10 protein-coding genes and 2 pseudogenes are annotated in these 16,243 nt (G+C 60.7%); 6 read left to right on the top strand and 6 right to left on the bottom strand.

What is annotated here, in order from left to right; all coding sequences use genetic code 11:
- The first annotated feature begins 40 nt into the window (after window positions 1–40).
- Window positions 41–688: a peptide-methionine (S)-S-oxide reductase MsrA gene (gene msrA / locus AB4N64_RS22720; protein ID WP_460126837.1), complete on the top strand. Its 648-nt coding sequence runs from the start codon at window positions 41–43 to the stop codon at window positions 686–688.
- A gap of 143 nt (window positions 689–831) precedes the next feature.
- Here the strand turns inward: msrA and AB4N64_RS22725 are convergent, their stop codons facing one another.
- Both AB4N64_RS22725 and putP read right to left on the bottom strand, forming a co-directional pair.
- Window positions 832–1,668, bottom strand: a complete 837-nt coding sequence (locus tag AB4N64_RS22725) for a 23S rRNA (adenine(2030)-N(6))-methyltransferase RlmJ (RefSeq protein WP_460118717.1) — start codon at window positions 1,666–1,668, stop codon at window positions 832–834.
- 168 nt (window positions 1,669–1,836) lie between these two features.
- Window positions 1,837–3,315: a sodium/proline symporter PutP gene (gene putP, locus AB4N64_RS22730; RefSeq protein ID WP_460118719.1), complete on the bottom strand. Its 1,479-nt coding sequence runs from the start codon at window positions 3,313–3,315 to the stop codon at window positions 1,837–1,839.
- Window positions 3,316–3,777: 462 nt separating this feature from the next.
- On the opposite strand from putP, the gene putA reads away from it, so the two are divergent.
- Both putA and AB4N64_RS22740 read left to right on the top strand, forming a co-directional pair.
- A complete protein-coding gene (gene putA, locus AB4N64_RS22735) occupies window positions 3,778–7,731 on the top strand; it encodes a trifunctional transcriptional regulator/proline dehydrogenase/L-glutamate gamma-semialdehyde dehydrogenase (protein WP_460118721.1) in 3,954 nt (1,317 codons plus the stop codon).
- Between the two features lie 163 nt (window positions 7,732–7,894).
- A complete protein-coding gene (locus AB4N64_RS22740) occupies window positions 7,895–9,697 on the top strand; it encodes an acyl-CoA dehydrogenase (protein ID WP_460118723.1) in 1,803 nt (600 codons plus the stop codon).
- 134 nt (window positions 9,698–9,831) lie between these two features.
- Here the strand turns inward: AB4N64_RS22740 and AB4N64_RS22745 are convergent, their stop codons facing one another.
- From AB4N64_RS22745 to AB4N64_RS22760, 4 genes and pseudogenes are all read right to left on the bottom strand, one after another.
- Entirely contained in the window at window positions 9,832–10,572 is a 741-nt protein-coding gene (locus tag AB4N64_RS22745; RefSeq protein WP_460126839.1) for a methyl-accepting chemotaxis protein, read from the bottom strand.
- Between the two features lie 126 nt (window positions 10,573–10,698).
- Window positions 10,699–11,769 (bottom strand): annotated as a pseudogene (locus AB4N64_RS22750) (HAMP domain-containing protein); the annotation flags it as partial.
- Window positions 11,770–11,869: 100 nt separating this feature from the next.
- Window positions 11,870–12,172 (bottom strand): cell division protein ZapA, encoded by a 303-nt coding sequence (locus AB4N64_RS22755; RefSeq protein ID WP_460118725.1) that lies wholly within the window; start codon window positions 12,170–12,172, stop codon window positions 11,870–11,872.
- Window positions 12,169–12,399, bottom strand: a complete 231-nt coding sequence (locus tag AB4N64_RS22760; protein WP_460118727.1) for a hypothetical protein — start codon at window positions 12,397–12,399, stop codon at window positions 12,169–12,171. Before AB4N64_RS22760 ends, AB4N64_RS22755 begins: the two co-directional genes overlap by 4 nt.
- A 290-nt stretch (window positions 12,400–12,689) precedes the next feature.
- Here AB4N64_RS22760 and AB4N64_RS22765 point away from each other — a divergent pair.
- The 3 genes and pseudogenes from AB4N64_RS22765 to AB4N64_RS22775 form a co-directional block, all read left to right on the top strand.
- Window positions 12,690–13,445: pseudogene (locus AB4N64_RS22765) on the top strand (MCP four helix bundle domain-containing protein); the annotation flags it as partial.
- Entirely contained in the window at window positions 13,437–14,300 is an 864-nt protein-coding gene (locus AB4N64_RS22770) for a methyl-accepting chemotaxis protein (RefSeq protein WP_460126841.1), read from the top strand. The pseudogene AB4N64_RS22765 and the gene AB4N64_RS22770, both read left to right, overlap by 9 nt.
- Window positions 14,301–14,500: 200 nt before the next feature.
- Window positions 14,501–16,243: a potassium/proton antiporter gene (locus AB4N64_RS22775; RefSeq protein WP_460118728.1), complete on the top strand. Its 1,743-nt coding sequence runs from the start codon at window positions 14,501–14,503 to the stop codon at window positions 16,241–16,243.

Here is a 16,243-nt window from a genome sequence, read left to right on the forward strand (position 1 = left end):
TCTGATTCCTTACATTTCAACCTGACTGAGGGGACTGATGATGGTCTTGCGCTCGGAAATTCTGGTGAACAAAAACGTGCTACCGACTAAAGAACAAGCTCTGCCTGGCCGCGAAACCCCGATGACCCTGCCGGAAAACCATTTCGTTAAAGGCACGCCCTTGCTGGGTCCGTTCTTCGATGACGTGGAATTTGCCATTTTCGGCCTGGGTTGCTTCTGGGGCGCGGAACGCCGGTTCTGGCAGCGCGAAGGTGTGGTCAGCACGGTCGTGGGTTACGCGGGTGGCTTCACGCCGAACCCCACCTACGAGGAAGTGTGCTCGGGCCTGACCGGTCACAGCGAAGTCGTACTGGTGGTCTACGAGCCGCAGAAAGTCAGCTACGACGAGCTGCTGAAGATGTTCTGGGAACTGCACAACCCGACCCAGGGCATGCGCCAGGGCAACGACATCGGCACCCAGTACCGCTCGGTGATCTACGCCACCACCCCGGAACAACTCGCCGCCGCCGAACGGAGCAAAGCGGTGTTCCAGGAGGAACTATCGAAGGCGGGCCAAGGCACGATCACCACCGAAATCGACCAGGCACCGACGGTGTTCTTCGCCGAGGCCTATCACCAGCAGTACCTGGCCAAGAACCCTGAAGGTTACTGCGGGATTGGCGGTACAGGCGTGACCTGCCCGATCTAGGGCATCCCTGCCTGAACTGTAGGAGCGAGCATGCTCGCGATGGAAGTCCAGGCACCGCGGGGTGTCAGGCCGCCAGCGTTATCGTTAACGACCATCGCGACGGTTCGACGCCTCGACGTGCTCGCTCCTACAGGGGAATGCTGTTACTCAGCAATCAACCAGTCCATCTTCCAGCCGCCCTGGGTCTGCCCCAGCTTCTCGGACAGCCACGGCAGCAGCTCGCGCAGCTCCTCTTCCAGCCCCCAGGGTGGGTTGGCAATCGCCAGCCCGGAACCGTTCAGGCTGTTGGGTGTTTCCAGCGGATGCACCAGCAACTCCACGCGCAGCAACTTGGGTGCGCCCGTCCCGGCCAGGTCCTGGTAGAAACGACGCAACATGCGCTGGTCCTTCACCGGGTACCAGATCGCCGCCACTGTCTGGCGCATCCGGCCAACCGCCTCTTTCAACGAAGCCGCACAGCGCTGCATTTCATCGAGCTGTTCAAACGGTGGATCGATCAACATCACCGCGCGCTTTTCCTGCACCGGCAACATCGCGCGGGCCACGTGCCAGCCCTCGCCCAGGTGCACTTTCACTCGACGGTCGCCAGCCATGTTGTCCTTGAGCAGCACGCCATCTTCGGGATGCTTCTCGTTGAGCATCACCCGGTCCTGCGCTCGCGTCAGGCGTCGCGCCAGCTCCGGTGAACCCGGGTAATAGCGCAGCTGGCCATCCGGGTTCATGTCGTGCAGCACCTTCATGTAATCGGCGGTCGCCGCCGGCAGGTCTGGCTGATCCCACAGTCGCGCGATGCCTTCCAGGTACTCGCCGGTACGGTTCGCCTGATCGCCCTGAAGGTCATACAGACCAATACCGGCGTGCGTATCCAGATAGGCGAATGGCTGCTCCTTGCGCGACATCAAGGCGATGAGGCGGGTCAAGGTCAGGTGTTTGAACACATCGGCGTGATTGCCGGCATGGAAGGCGTGACGATAATTCATGATTGCTCCTGCGAAGGCCCGCAAGTTTACCTTGTACGAAGGTGAACGTCAGGACTTCGCAGCCGAGTGGGCAACCCGAGCATTGTTGACCCTACGCAAAAAAAACGGCCCGCCTCCAGAAGGAAGCGGGCCGTTTTAGCGAAAGGTCAGAGCATCAGCTCGTCACGATCACTTGTTCAGGCGGTAATCGGCCTCGGCCGCAGCAAAACGCTGTTGCATGCCTTGAGTCGGCGCGCCCATTTTGCTGACGATGTAGATCGCCAGGCTGGCGAAGATGAAACCAGGGATGATTTCGTACAGACCCAGCAGTTCGAAGTGTTTCCACACGATCACGGTGATCGCACCCACCAGGATGCCAGCCAGCGCGCCATTGCGGGTCATGTTTTTCCAGATCACGGAGATCAGAACCACAGGACCGAATGCGGCACCAAAACCCGCCCAGGCGTAGCTGACCAGGCCCAGCACGCGGTTTTCCGGGTTGGCGGCCAGCGCAATGGCGACCAGTGCCACCAGCAGCACCATGGCACGACCGACCCACACCAGCTCCAGCTGGGAAGCCGACTTACGCAGGAAAGTCTTGTAGAAGTCTTCGGTCAGGGCACTCGAGCACACCAGCAATTGGCAGCTCAGGGTGCTCATCACGGCAGCCAGGATGGCGGACAGCAGCACACCGGCAATCCATGGATTGAAGAGGATTTTTGCCAGCTCGATGAACACACGCTCATGGTTCTCGGTCACGGGACCGGCCACGTCAGGGTTCGCCGAGAAGTAGGCGATACCGAAGAAGCCTACCGCTACGGTGCCACCCAGGCACAGGATCATCCAGGTCATGGAGATGCGACGGGCATTGGCGATCGACTTGACCGAGTCCGCCGCCATGAAACGCGCAAGAATGTGCGGCTGACCAAAGTAACCCAGGCCCCAACCCATCAGCGAGATAATGCCGATGAAGGTGGTGTTGCGCAGCATGTCGAAGTTGCTTGGGTTCTGCGCTTCGATGGCCAGGAACGTGGTGTCGACGCCGCCAGTGGCCAGCAGCACGATGATCGGCGTCAGCAACAGGGCGAAGATCATCAGCGTGGCTTGTACGGTGTCGGTCCAGCTCACTGCCAGGAAACCGCCTACGAAGGTGTAGGCAATCGTTGCCGCAGCACCGGCCCACAGCGCGGTCTCGTAGGACATGCCGAAAGTGCTTTCGAACAGGCGGGCACCGGCCACGATGCCGGAGGCGCAGTAGATGGTGAAGAACACTAGGATCACGATCGCGGAAATGATCCGCAGCAGGCCGCTTTTGTCTTCAAAACGGCTGGAGAAGTAGTCCGGCAGGGTTAGCGCATCGCCATTGTGCTCGGTCTGCACACGCAGACGGCCGGCGACGAACAGCCAGTTCAGGTAGGCACCGACGATCAGGCCGATGGCGATCCAGCTTTCCGAAAGGCCGGACATGTAGATGGCGCCCGGCAGGCCCATCAGCAACCAGCCGCTCATGTCGGAAGCACCGGCGGACAACGCGGTGACAACGCTGCCCAGGCTGCGACCGCCCAGGATGTAATCGGAAAGGTTGTTGGTGGAGCGATAGGCCATGAAGCCGATCAGCACCATTGCTGCGATGTAGATCACGAACGTGATCAGGGTTGGATTGCTCATTAAGTGACGCCCTGGCTTTGTTTTTATGTAGCAGCGGCAAGTTGAACCGCCTGTAAACGATGATGTTTGACAGACGCTTCGGGAGGCCGCGCATTTATGACTGATGTTTCCCCAGGAAAGCCATCAGCCGGTGCAGCCAACTTTTGATCGGTTGCACCTTGGGGCGCAGATGCTATGCAACATTGCAAATAAGGTGCAACCCATTTCTCGAGAATTAGTTGCACCTAGTCGGATTCCTCAGAAAAAAAAGCGCTTTTGCTCCGTAATGGGTCAGTAAAATGTGCTTGCTATAAGCAAAAGCACCAAGCAGAAGCGGGACTTTCGTTCCAGAATTATTTTCCTGACGAGTTGCGCATTATTCCTGCAAAAAAAGGGTTGCACCCGGTTGCACCTCATCCAGAGCACGGCTAATCTTGCGGCCAGCTGATGCCACGCAGTCGTGGCAAACATGAGGATAAAAACATGGCTACCACCACCCTTGGCGTCAAGCTTGACGACCCGACCCGCGAGCGCCTGAAGGCCGCCGCAACCTCGATTGATCGCACGCCCCACTGGCTGATCAAGCAGGCAATTTTCAATTACCTGGAAAAACTCGAGGGTGGTGCAACCCTGACTGAGCTCAACGGCTTGAGCGCCGCTGCGAGTGATGATGCAGGCGAGCTGCACGTCGACCACGCTCACCAGTGCTTCCTCGAATTCGCCGAAAGCATCTTGCCGCAATCGGTCCTGCGCGCTTCGATCACCGCCGCTTACCGCCGCCCTGAGCCGGAAGTGGTGCCGATGCTGATCGAACAGGCTCGCCTGCCCGCACCGATGGCCGACGCCACCAACAAGCTGGCGGCTTCGATTGCCGAAAAGTTGCGCAACCAGAAAAGTGCCGGCGGCCGTGCCGGGATCGTGCAGGGCCTGCTGCAGGAATTTTCCCTGTCTTCGCAGGAAGGCGTGGCCCTGATGTGCCTGGCGGAAGCGCTGCTTCGCATCCCGGACAAAGGCACCCGTGACGCCCTGATCCGCGACAAGATCAGCACTGGCAATTGGCAGCCACACCTGGGCAACAGTCCGTCGCTGTTCGTCAACGCCGCCACTTGGGGCCTGCTGCTGACCGGCAAGCTGGTGTCTACTCATAATGAAGCCGGCCTGACTTCGTCCCTGAGCCGCATCATCGGCAAAAGTGGCGAGCCGATGATCCGCAAGGGCGTCGACATGGCCATGCGCCTGATGGGTGAGCAATTCGTTACTGGCGAAACCATCGCCGAAGCCTTGGCCAACGCGAGCAAGTTCGAATCCAAGGGCTTCCGCTACTCCTACGACATGCTGGGTGAAGCCGCGCTCACCGAGCACGACGCACAGAAATACCTGGCCTCGTACGAACAAGCCATTCACTCGATCGGCAAGGCTTCACACGGTCGTGGGATTTATGAAGGCCCGGGCATTTCCATCAAACTGTCCGCCCTGCACCCGCGTTACAGCCGTGCGCAATATGAGCGCGTGATGGACGAGCTGTACCCACGCCTGCTGTCGCTTACCCTGCTGGCCAAGCAATATGACATTGGCCTGAACATCGACGCCGAAGAAGCCGATCGCCTTGAGCTGTCGCTGGATCTGCTGGAGCGCCTGTGCTTCGAGCCGCAACTGACCGGCTGGAACGGCATCGGATTCGTGATCCAGGCTTATCAGAAGCGTTGCCCGTACGTGATCGACTACGTGATCGACCTGGCTCGCCGCAGCCGTCATCGCCTGATGATCCGCCTGGTAAAAGGCGCGTACTGGGACAGCGAAATCAAGCGCGCCCAGGTCGAAGGCCTGGAAGGCTATCCGGTCTACACCCGTAAGGTGTACACCGACGTGTCCTACATCGCTTGCGCGCGCAAACTGTTGTCGGTGCCGGAAGTCATTTACCCGCAGTTCGCCACGCACAACGCCCACACCCTGTCGGCCATTTATCACATCGCCGGTCAGAATTATTACCCGGGCCAATACGAGTTCCAGTGCCTGCACGGCATGGGTGAACCGCTTTACGAACAAGTTGTAGGCAAGGTTTCCGAGGGCAAGCTGAACCGTCCGTGCCGCGTGTACGCTCCGGTTGGCACCCACGAAACGCTGCTGGCCTACCTGGTACGTCGCCTGCTGGAAAACGGCGCGAACACATCGTTCGTCAATCGCATTGCCGACCAGTCGATCTCGATCCAGGAACTGGTGGCCGATCCGGTCGCCAGCATCGAGAAGATGGCCACTACCGAAGGCGGTTTTGGCCTGCCGCACCCGCGCATTCCATTGCCGCACGACCTGTACGGCCCCGAGCGCGCCAACTCCAGCGGCATCGACATGGCCAACGAACACCGTCTGGCGTCGTTGTCCTGCGCGCTGCTGGCCACCGCACACAACAACTGGAAAGCCGCACCCATGCTCGGTTGCGCCTCCAGCACCGAAACCCCGGCGCCCGTACTCAACCCGTCCGATTTGCGTGACGTGGTCGGCCACGTGCAGGAAGCGACGGTCGAAGATGTCGACAACGCCATTCAGTGTGCCCTGAACGCCGCCCCGATCTGGCAGGCCACCCCGCCCGCCGAACGTGCCGCCATCCTGGAGCGCGCCGCCGACCTGATGGAAGCCGAAATCCAGCCGTTGATGGGTCTGTTGGCCCGTGAAGCGGGGAAGACTTTCGCCAACGCCATTGCCGAAGTGCGTGAAGCCGTGGACTTCCTGCGTTACTACGCGGTCCAGGCACGCAACGATTTCAGCAACGACGCCCACCGCCCACTGGGCCCGGTGGTCTGTATCAGCCCGTGGAATTTCCCGCTGGCGATTTTCAGCGGCCAGGTTGCCGCAGCCCTCGCCGCCGGTAACCCGGTTCTGGCCAAGCCTGCGGAACAAACTCCACTGGTCGCCGCGCAAGCCGTGCGCCTGCTGCTCGAAGCCGGCATTCCGCAAGGCGTACTGCAACTGCTGCCGGGACGTGGCGAAACGGTAGGTGCCGGCCTGGTCGGCGATGATCGCGTCAAAGGCGTGATGTTCACGGGCTCCACCGAAGTGGCGCGCCTGCTGCAACGCAACATTGCCGGTCGCCTGGACAACCAGGGCCGTCCGATCCCGTTGATCGCCGAAACCGGCGGCCAGAACGCCATGATCGTCGACTCCTCGGCGCTGACCGAGCAAGTGGTGATTGACGTTGTATCGTCGGCCTTCGACAGCGCCGGCCAGCGTTGCTCGGCACTGCGCGTGCTGTGCTTGCAGGAAGATTCCGCCGACCGCGTCATCGAAATGCTCAAGGGCGCGATGGCCGAAAGCCGCCTTGGCAACCCAGAGCGCCTGTCCGTGGACATCGGGCCAGTGATCGATGCCGAAGCCAAGGCAGGTATCGAGAAGCACATCCAGGCCATGCGCGACAAAGGCCGCAGCGTGTACCAGGTGGCTATCGCCGATGCCGAGGAGGTCAAGCGCGGCACCTTCGTGATGCCGACCCTGATCGAACTGGAAAGCTTTGACGAACTGCAACGGGAAATCTTCGGCCCTGTGCTGCACGTGGTTCGCTACAAGCGCAAGGACATCGACCAGTTGATCGGCCAGATCAACGCCTCCGGCTACGGCCTGACCCTGGGCGTGCACACCCGCATCGACGAGACCATCGCCAAGGTGATCGATAACGTCAATGCCGGTAACGTCTACGTCAACCGCAACATCGTCGGTGCTGTGGTCGGTGTACAGCCGTTCGGTGGTGAAGGCCTGTCGGGTACCGGTCCGAAAGCGGGCGGCCCGCTGTACCTTTACCGCCTGTTGTCGACCCGTCCTACAGATGCCATAGAGCAATCCTTCGCTCGCGGTGACGCCATCGCGGCGCCGGATGTTCGTCTGCGCGATGCCATGAGCCAACCGTTGACCGCCCTCACAGCCTGGGCCGACAACAACAAGCTCGCTGACCTGAGCGCACTGTGCGCGCAATTCGCCGCACAATCGCAAAGCGGCATCACCCGCGTCCTGGCCGGCCCGACCGGTGAGCGCAACAGCTATGCGATCCTGCCGCGTGAACACGTGCTGTGCCTGGCGGAAGTCGAAGGCGACCTGTTGGCTCAACTGGCAGCGGTGCTGGCAGTGGGCGGTTGCGCGGTATGGCCGGAAACTGACGTGGCCAAGACGCTGTTCGCCCGCCTGTCGAAAGACATTCAGGCGCGCATCAAGCTGGTGACCGACTGGAACAAGGACGAAGTGGTGTTTGATGCGGTCCTGCATCATGGCCATTCCGACCAACTGCGTGCGGTGTGCCAGCAAGTGGCGAAGCGTGCTGGCGCCATCGTCGGTGTTCAGGGCCTGTCGCAGGGCGAATCCAACATTGCGCTGGAACGCCTCGTGATCGAGCGCGCATTGAGCGTCAACACTGCGGCAGCAGGTGGTAATGCCAGCCTGATGACCATCGGCTGACGGCAGCTGCGAGCCTCAAGCTACAAGCTGCAAGTAAAAGCACCTGCGAGTGCTTTTACTTGTGGCTTGAGGCTTGTGCTGCTTTATCATCTCCATCAATCATCCTATCCCTCCTGCATTCCCCAACTTAGACTCGGCCCATTCCAAAAACAGGTAGGCCGCCATGTCCGAGACGTTGCTCAGTTCCCGCAATCTGGCTTTCGAGCTGTATGAAGTCCTCGATGCCGAGGGCCTGACCCAGCGTGAGCGTTTCGCCGAGCACAATCGCGAAACCTTCGATGCCGCCCTTGGCACCGCTCGCAGCATCGCCGAGAAATTTTTCGCCCCGCATAACCGCAAGAACGACGAGAACGAGCCGCGCTACGAAGACGGTCGGGCGATTCTGATCCCCGAGGTGAAACCTGCCGTGGATGCGTTCCTCGAGGCCGGTTTCCTCAACGCCGCGCGCAGTTTCGACGCCGGGGGCATGCAGCTTCCTACATTGCTGTCCCAAGCCTGTTTTGCCCATTTCCAGTCAGCCAACGCGGCATCGACGTCGTACCCGTTCCTGACAATGGGCGCGGCCAACCTGATAGAAAGTTTCGGCACCGACGAGCAAAAGCAGCGTTTCCTGCAACCGATGATCGAGGGCCGTTTTTTCGGCACCATGGCGCTGACTGAACCACATGCCGGCTCCTCGCTATCGGACATTCGTACTCGCGCCGAGCCTGCATCCGACGGCACCTATCGACTCAAGGGCAACAAGATTTTCATCTCCGGCGGTGATCACCCGCTGTCGGAGAACATCGTGCACATGGTGCTGGCAAAACTGCCGGATGCACCCGCCGGGGTGAAGGGAATTTCGCTGTTCATCGTGCCCAAGTTTCTGGTCAACGATGACGGCAGCCTGGGGCCTCGCAATGATGTGCTGCTGGCCGGGCTGTTTCACAAGATGGGCTGGCGCGGCACCACGTCCACGGCGCTGAACTTCGGCGATAACGACGAATGTGTTGGCTATCTGGTGGGCCAGCCGCATCAGGGTTTGAGCTACATGTTCCAGATGATGAACGAGGCGCGGATCGGTGTTGGCATGGGCGCGGTGATGCTCGGTTACGCCGGCTACCTGTACTCGCTGGAATACGCCCGCGAGCGCCCACAAGGCCGGGTGCCGGACAGCAAGGATCCGACCACCAAACCTGTGGCAATCATCCAGCACGCCGACGTCAAGCGCATGCTGCTCACGCAAAAAGCCTACGTCGAAGGTTCGTTCGACCTCGGGCTTTACGCGGCGCGACTGTTCGATGACACCACCACGCTTGAAACCGAAGCCGAGCGCAAGCAGGCCCACGAGCTGCTGGATCTGCTGACACCGATCGTCAAATCCTGGCCGTCGGAGTTCTGCCTGAAGGCCAACGAACTGGCGATCCAGATTCTCGGCGGGCATGGCTACACCCGAGAGTACCCGGTGGAACAGTATTACCGCGACAACCGCCTGAACCCGATCCATGAAGGCACCCATGGTATTCAGTCGCTGGACTTGCTCGGACGCAAACTGGCACAGAATGGCGGCGCGGGGCTCAAGCAACTGATTCGTCTGATCGCCGAGACGGCCGAGCGGGCGCAGGGGTTCGACTCACTGACGCCCTTGCGTGAGCCGCTGGAGAAGCTGGTTGCCCGCTTGCAGAGCGTGACCATCGGCCTGCTGACAGACCTCGCCCAAGGCAAGGTCAACAGCAGCCTGGCGAACTCGGCGCTGTACCTGAAAGTGTTCGGACACACCGTCATTGGCTGGCGCTGGCTGGAGCAGGCCATTCGTGCCGAGGAAGGCTTGGCCAAAGGCAATGCGGCGGATGCAGGCTTCTATAAAGGCAAGCTGCAGGCGGCCCGGTATTTCCTGACCTGGGAAGTACCGGGTTGCCATCATGAACTGGCAATTCTTGAAGCTCGGGATGATGTGTGCCTGAACATGCAGGATGAGTGGTTCTGATCGGCTTGTTGTAGCGCGGCCAATCGCGAGCAAGCCCGCTCCCACAGGGTTTGGGGTGGAACACAAATGGTGTGAACACCCTAGCCATCAGTGGGAGCGGGCTTGCTCGCGAAGGCGCCAGTGAAAACACCCCATCACCCCAACTTGAACCCACCCATCTGCCGCGCCAGGTCATCGGCCAAGCGCTGCAACGTCTGGCAATCCTCCCGACATGCCCTCACCTCTCCCGCCGTCGCCCGCGCCAGATCGGAAATCCCCTGCACGTTGCGGTTGATCTCTTCGGTCACCGCCGACTGCTCTTCCGTCGCGGTCGCCACCTGGTGGTTCATGTCGCTGATGCGTTCGACCTGCCCGGTGATAGCGGTCAAGGATGCACCCGTGCGCTGGCTCGACTCGACACCGGTTCCCGTCGCCGCTTGTCCGCTGTGCATCGACGACACCGCATTTTCCGCCCCCTGCTTGAGGCTGGCGATCATCTGCTGAATCTCGTCGGTGGACGCCTGTGTACGTCGGGCCAGGGTCCGCACTTCATCGGCCACCACCGCGAAACCACGCCCCATGTCCCCCGCCCGCGCGGCTTCGATGGCGGCGTTGAGCGCCAACAGGTTGGTCTGCTCGGAAATCCCGCGAATCACCGCCAGCACCTGATCGATCGACGCCACCTGATGCGCCAGCTCCCCGACCGCACCGGCGGCCACGCCGATTTCATCGGACATGCTTTCGATGTGGCGGATCGACCCGCCAACCACCTCCCGCGCCAGCAACGCTTCGTCACGGGCCGTCTGTGACGCGAGCGCCGCGTTGCCGGCGTTCTGTGCGATGTCCTGCACGGTCAAACCCATCTCATGGACGGCGGTGGCGACCATGTCGGTCATTTCCTGTTGCCGACCAGAGCGTTCAGCCGTGTTGTCCACCACTCGCGCCACTTGCCCCACGGCTGTACGCAAGCGTTCACTGGTGGCCAGTACTTCACCGATCAGGGTGCGCTGACTTTCCAGGAAGCGGTTGAAACCACGCGCAAGGTCGCCAAGTTCATCAGCGCGAGTGGAATCTAACCGGTGAGTCAAATCTCCACCACCGCTACCGATGGCCACCAGTGCTTCTGTTACCTGCCGAATCGGTCGCACCAACCCGCGGGCCAGCAAGACCACCAGCAGCAAGCTCACCAGGGCTACCGCCAGGCCGATGCCGCTACTTATCCACAGGGCGCGGCGAGCTTCTGCGTAGATCTGCGACTGCGGCACTTCGGCCACGAGCGTCCAGTCGAGATCACGCAAGGGCAGGCTTAGCGCCAGATAGTCTTCGCCCTCACGACTGAAGCTGCTGCTTGCGGCGGTTTTTTGACCGATGATCGATTGGGCTGCGGACGCGCCGATCTGCTCGGCAAGCGTGCGCCTGCCGCTGAACTGCCCCTCGGGATGGACCTGGATCAGACCGTCGGAACGCACGAGATAGACCCGGCCGCGCGCCCCGAAGTTGAAGTCGTGAATCAACTCGGACAGCTCTTTCATGCTCAGCCCGAGGCCAGCGACACCCACCACCTTGCCCGCTTGTTCGACCTTGAGGTCGATAAACAGCGCCAATTCTCCGGTGGCGGTGTCATTGTCGATATTGAGGGTGCGCGGCTGATTGCTGTCGAGGAAGGAGTAGAACCAGGCGTCCTTGGCGTTGGCTCGGCTCAGGGAGCGATCCAGGCCTTTTTCGGTGAAGTAGTGGTTGGTCGCGGCGCCGATAATCAGCGCGGTAAACGCCTTGTGTTCGGCGCGGATGCCTTCCAGATAGTCTACGAACGCCGGCGTTTTACTGGCATCTTCGCCATTGGCAAGCCACTCGCGGACCATGCTGTTGCTGGCGATGTCCTTGGCGGCGGTGAGGGGCTGCACGAGTATGCGCTCGATGTCGTTGCGCATGGCCTCGATGCTCGACGGCAGCGCCTGTTCGACCAGATAACGCTGGGCAAGACGGTTGACCACGAGGGTATAAATGCCAACTACGATCAGGATGCTGAGCAGCAGGGCGGTGCCCATGCTCAAGATCAACTGCCATTGAATACTGCGTCGCCAGAACTGCATGAAACACCCCCAAAGAATAAGAGGCTGAAACACTGCAACAGCCGTGCCGATTGTATACAGGACAATCGACAATCTATTCTTTGGTTGTGCTCAAGACCTATCAGGCCTGATTGATCGTCTTGGTGATCACTTCAACCGTGGCGCTGACTTGCTCTTGATAACGGTCGAGTTCCAGCTTGTGTTGCTTCTGCATTTCGATCTGCCGGGAACACAGGTTCATCGCGGCCAGCACCAGCAGGCGATCGCCGATCAGCGTCGGGTACTTCCTTTTGGTCTCGGCCAGGGCAGCCTTCAACATGACGGCGGCGTCCAGCAGGGTTTGCTCTTCCCCGGCCGGTGCCTTGATCGAATAGTCCTCTCCCAGAATCGAGACGACCTTTACCCCTGCGGCGCCGATACTCATGCGCTGACCGGGCCGGCATTGACGCGATCAACCAGCGCCTGAATACGGGCAGCGGTCGCGCCGTGCTTCTCTTCCTGTTCCATCAGGCTCAGTTGCAGGCTTTCATTTTCATCCTTGAGCCCGGCCAGTTCCGCACTCAGGGCCTGATTGGTGCCCAAGAGGCTCTGATTCTGTTGCACGAGGTCACTGACCAGTTGTTCCAATTGGCTGAGGGATGCTTCCAACATTTTGATTTTCCAGGCTTTTTCAAAGGGCGCGTACGATAAAGAAAAGTTACCGGCGATGCCAGGGGTACAAGGACGCAAGCCCTTGATTTTCCTGGTCGGTAACGCTCCTCGGCGAACCCTAGAGACTGTGATTGGCGGATCTGGTTCCTGCACTTCGTCGCCGCATCGGATTGGCGACTGATCCGAAGCCCCCTCAAGACTTTAGTCGTATGACCGATAAGTCACGCATACGTCAGTTTCAGCGCCGCACAGGCGCGTTTAATTCGGTACCCACCATGTCCCTTCGTAATATGAATATCGCCCCGCGTGCGTTTGTGAGTTTCGCCCTGATTGGCGCGCTGATGATGATCCTGGGCGTGTTTGCATTGAATCAGATGAGCAAGATTCGCGGTGCCGCCGAGGACATCGCCAGTAACAGTGTGCCAAGCATCAAGGCTCTCGATGAATTCACCCAATTGACCCTGCGCCTGCGCGTCCTGTCCTACCGTCTGCTGGTCAATCGCGAGGCGGACGTACAGCAAAAGACCATGGACCTGCTGGACATGCGCAACCAGCAGATCCGCACCGCCCAGGGCATCTACGAAAAACTGATCGCCAGCCCGCAGGAACGTGCCGCCTACGATCAATACGTACAGCTGCTGGGGCAATATCGCCAGATCGAAGACCGGATGAAAACACTGTCGCGCAGCAATCAGGTGGATGATCTGCGCAACCTGCTCAACACCGATCTGCTGAGCAACTCCGAGGCGATCAACACGGTGCTGACCAAACTGCTGGAGATCAACACCCGGCAAACCCTCGACACCGACCAGCAAGCCGCCGATCAGTACGACAGCGCGTTCAATCTGGTGGTTGTCCTGCTGGTTATCGCCACCGTTCTGACGTTCCTGTTTGCCTGGCTGCTGACCAACAGCATCACCCGACCAATCGCCAATGCCCTGGGCGCCGCCGAGGCCATCGCCGAGGGCAACCTGACGCGCCCGATCACCGTTGATGGCCAGGACGAAGCCGGTCGACTGCTGGCCGCCATGGCCAAGATGCAGGACAAGCTGCGCGACACCCTGCAACGTATCTCCGGTTCGGCCACGCAGTTGGCATCGGCCGCCGAAGAACTCAACAGCGTCACCGACGAAAGCGCCCGTGGTCTGACCCAGCAGAACAACGAGATCGAACAGGCCGCCACGGCCGTCAACGAGATGACCAGCGCCGTGGAAGAAGTGGCACGCAACGCGGTGAGCACCTCCGAGGCGTCGAAGAACGCCACCACCTCCGCAGGTGACGGCCGTGACCTGGTTCAGGAAACCGTAAGCGCCATCGAACGCATGAGCACCGACGTGCAGAGCACCGCCACCTTGATCGGCGAGCTGGCCAATGAATCGCGCGACATCGGCAAGGTCCTGGATGTGATCCGTGGCCTGGCTGACCAGACGAACCTGCTGGCCCTGAACGCTGCCATCGAAGCGGCTCGCGCCGGTGAAGCGGGTCGCGGTTTTGCGGTGGTGGCCGATGAAGTTCGAGCGCTCGCCCACCGCACCCAGCAGTCGACCAGCGAAATCGAGCGCATGATTGGCAGCATTCAGAACGGTACGGAACAGGCCGTGGATTCGATGCGCAACAGCACCGAACGTGCTGAGTCGACCCTGAACATCGCTCGGGGCGCCGGCCTGTCCCTGGACACCATCAACAGCGCCGTCGCCGAAATCAACGAGCGCAACCTGGTCATCGCCAGCGCCGCCGAAGAGCAGGCCCAGGTGGCCCGCGAAGTGGATCGTAACCTGGTGAACATTCGTGACCTGTCGGTGCAATCGGCCACCGGCGCCAACCAGACCAGTGCGGCCAGCAACGAGCTGTCGCGCCTGGCAGTGGATCTGAACACGATGGTGGGACGTTTCAGGCTCTGACCTCTGCCGATGATCGTTCCCACCCCGAGCGTGGGAACGATCATTGAACGCAGCGTGGGAACGATCCGGATACGACGCATCGGAACGATCGGCGCCCAAACCTGTTTGACAGCATCACATTTCAACAGGTTAGAATCGATGGCACGCAGACTGCATGGTCAGTTTGTGCCCGCCTTTTTTCAGCTTCCGGAGTATTGCCCTTGAATGCGACAACCATCAACAGCCTGTTCTTGATCGGCGCGTTGCTGGTAGGTGCAAGCATTCTGGTGAGCTCACTTTCCTCACGTCTGGGCATCCCGATCCTGGTGATTATCCTGGCCGTGGGCATGACCGCCGGTGTCGACGGCGGCGGGATCATTTTCGACAACTACCCGACGGCCTATCTGGTCGGCAACCTCGCACTGGCGGTCATCCTGCTCGACGGCGGCTTGCGCACCCGGGTCTCAAGCTTCCGTGTGGCATTGTGGCCGGCGCTGTCGCTGGCCACCGTCGGGGTACTGATTACCACCGGTTTGACCGGCATGGTCGCAGCCTGGCTGTTCGACCTGAATATGATCCAGGGCCTGCTGATCGGCGCCATTGTCGGCTCCACTGACGCCGCGGCGGTGTTCTCGCTGCTGGGCGGCAAGGGACTCAATGAACGGGTGACCGCCAGCCTGGAGATCGAATCCGGCAGCAACGACCCCATGGCGGTGTTCCTCACCGTCACCCTGATCGACATGCTGGCGAGCGGTCAGACGGGGCTGCACTGGGACCTGCTGCTGCACCTGGTGCGAGAGTTCGGCATCGGCGGTGTGATCGGACTGGGCGGTGGCTGGTTGATGTTGCAACTGGTCAACCGCATCAACCTCGCCACCGGTCTCTACCCGATCCTGGTGATTGCCGGCGGCCTGGTGGTGTTCGCCCTGACCAACGCCCTGCACGGCAGCGGCTTCCTCGCGGTTTATCTGTGCGGCCTGGTGATCGGCAACCGTCCGGTACGCAGCCGCCACGGCATCCTCCACATGCTCGATGGCATGGCATGGCTGGCACAAATTGGCATGTTCCTGGTGCTGGGCCTGCTGGTGACGCCACACGACTTGCTGCCCATCGCCATCCCCGCGCTCGGCCTGGCGCTGTGGATGATCCTGGTAGCACGTCCGCTGTCGGTGGTCGTTGGCCTGCTGCCGTTCAAGGCATTCCATGGCCGCGAGAAAGCCTTTATTTCCTGGGTGGGCCTGCGCGGGGCGGTGCCGATCATTCTAGCGGTGTTCCCGCTGATGGCCGGGCTGCCCAATGCCCAGCTCTACTTCAACCTCGCATTTTTCATCGTGCTGGTCTCGCTGCTGGTGCAAGGCACCAGCCTGCCGTGGGTGGCCAAACTGTTGAAGGTGACCGTTCCCCCGGAGCCGGCGCCGATCTCTCGCGCCGCTTTGGAAGTTCACGTCACCAGCGAGTGGGAGCTGTTCGTTTATCGCCTCGGTGCCGAGAAGTGGTGCATAGGCTCGCCGCTGCGCGAGTTGAAAATGCCCGAGGGCACCAGGATCGCAGCGCTGTTTCGCGGCCAACAATTGCTCCATCCGTCGGGTAGTACGGTGCTCGAAGTCGACGATTTGCTGTGTGTAATCGGTCATGAACACAACCTGCCGGCCCTGGGAAAACTGTTCAGCCAGGCGCCGCAACGGGGGCTGGATTTGCGTTTCTTCGGCGACTTCGTACTCGAAGGAGACGCCCAACTGGCCGCGGTTGCTGCCCTCTACGGGTTGAAGGTCGAAGGCATCGATCCGGACATGTCCCTGGGTCGGTTCATTGCGCAGAAAGTGGGCGGTGCGCCAGTAGTCGGCGACCAGGTGGATTGGAACAACACCCTGTGGACCGTCGCGGTCATGGACGGGAACAAGATCGGCAAAGTGGGCGTCAGATTCCCCGAAGGAAGTCGCCCGGGCCCCGGGCTCTTCCTCTAA

The sequence above is a fragment of the Pseudomonas sp. S2_C03 genome (genome assembly GCF_054668405.1).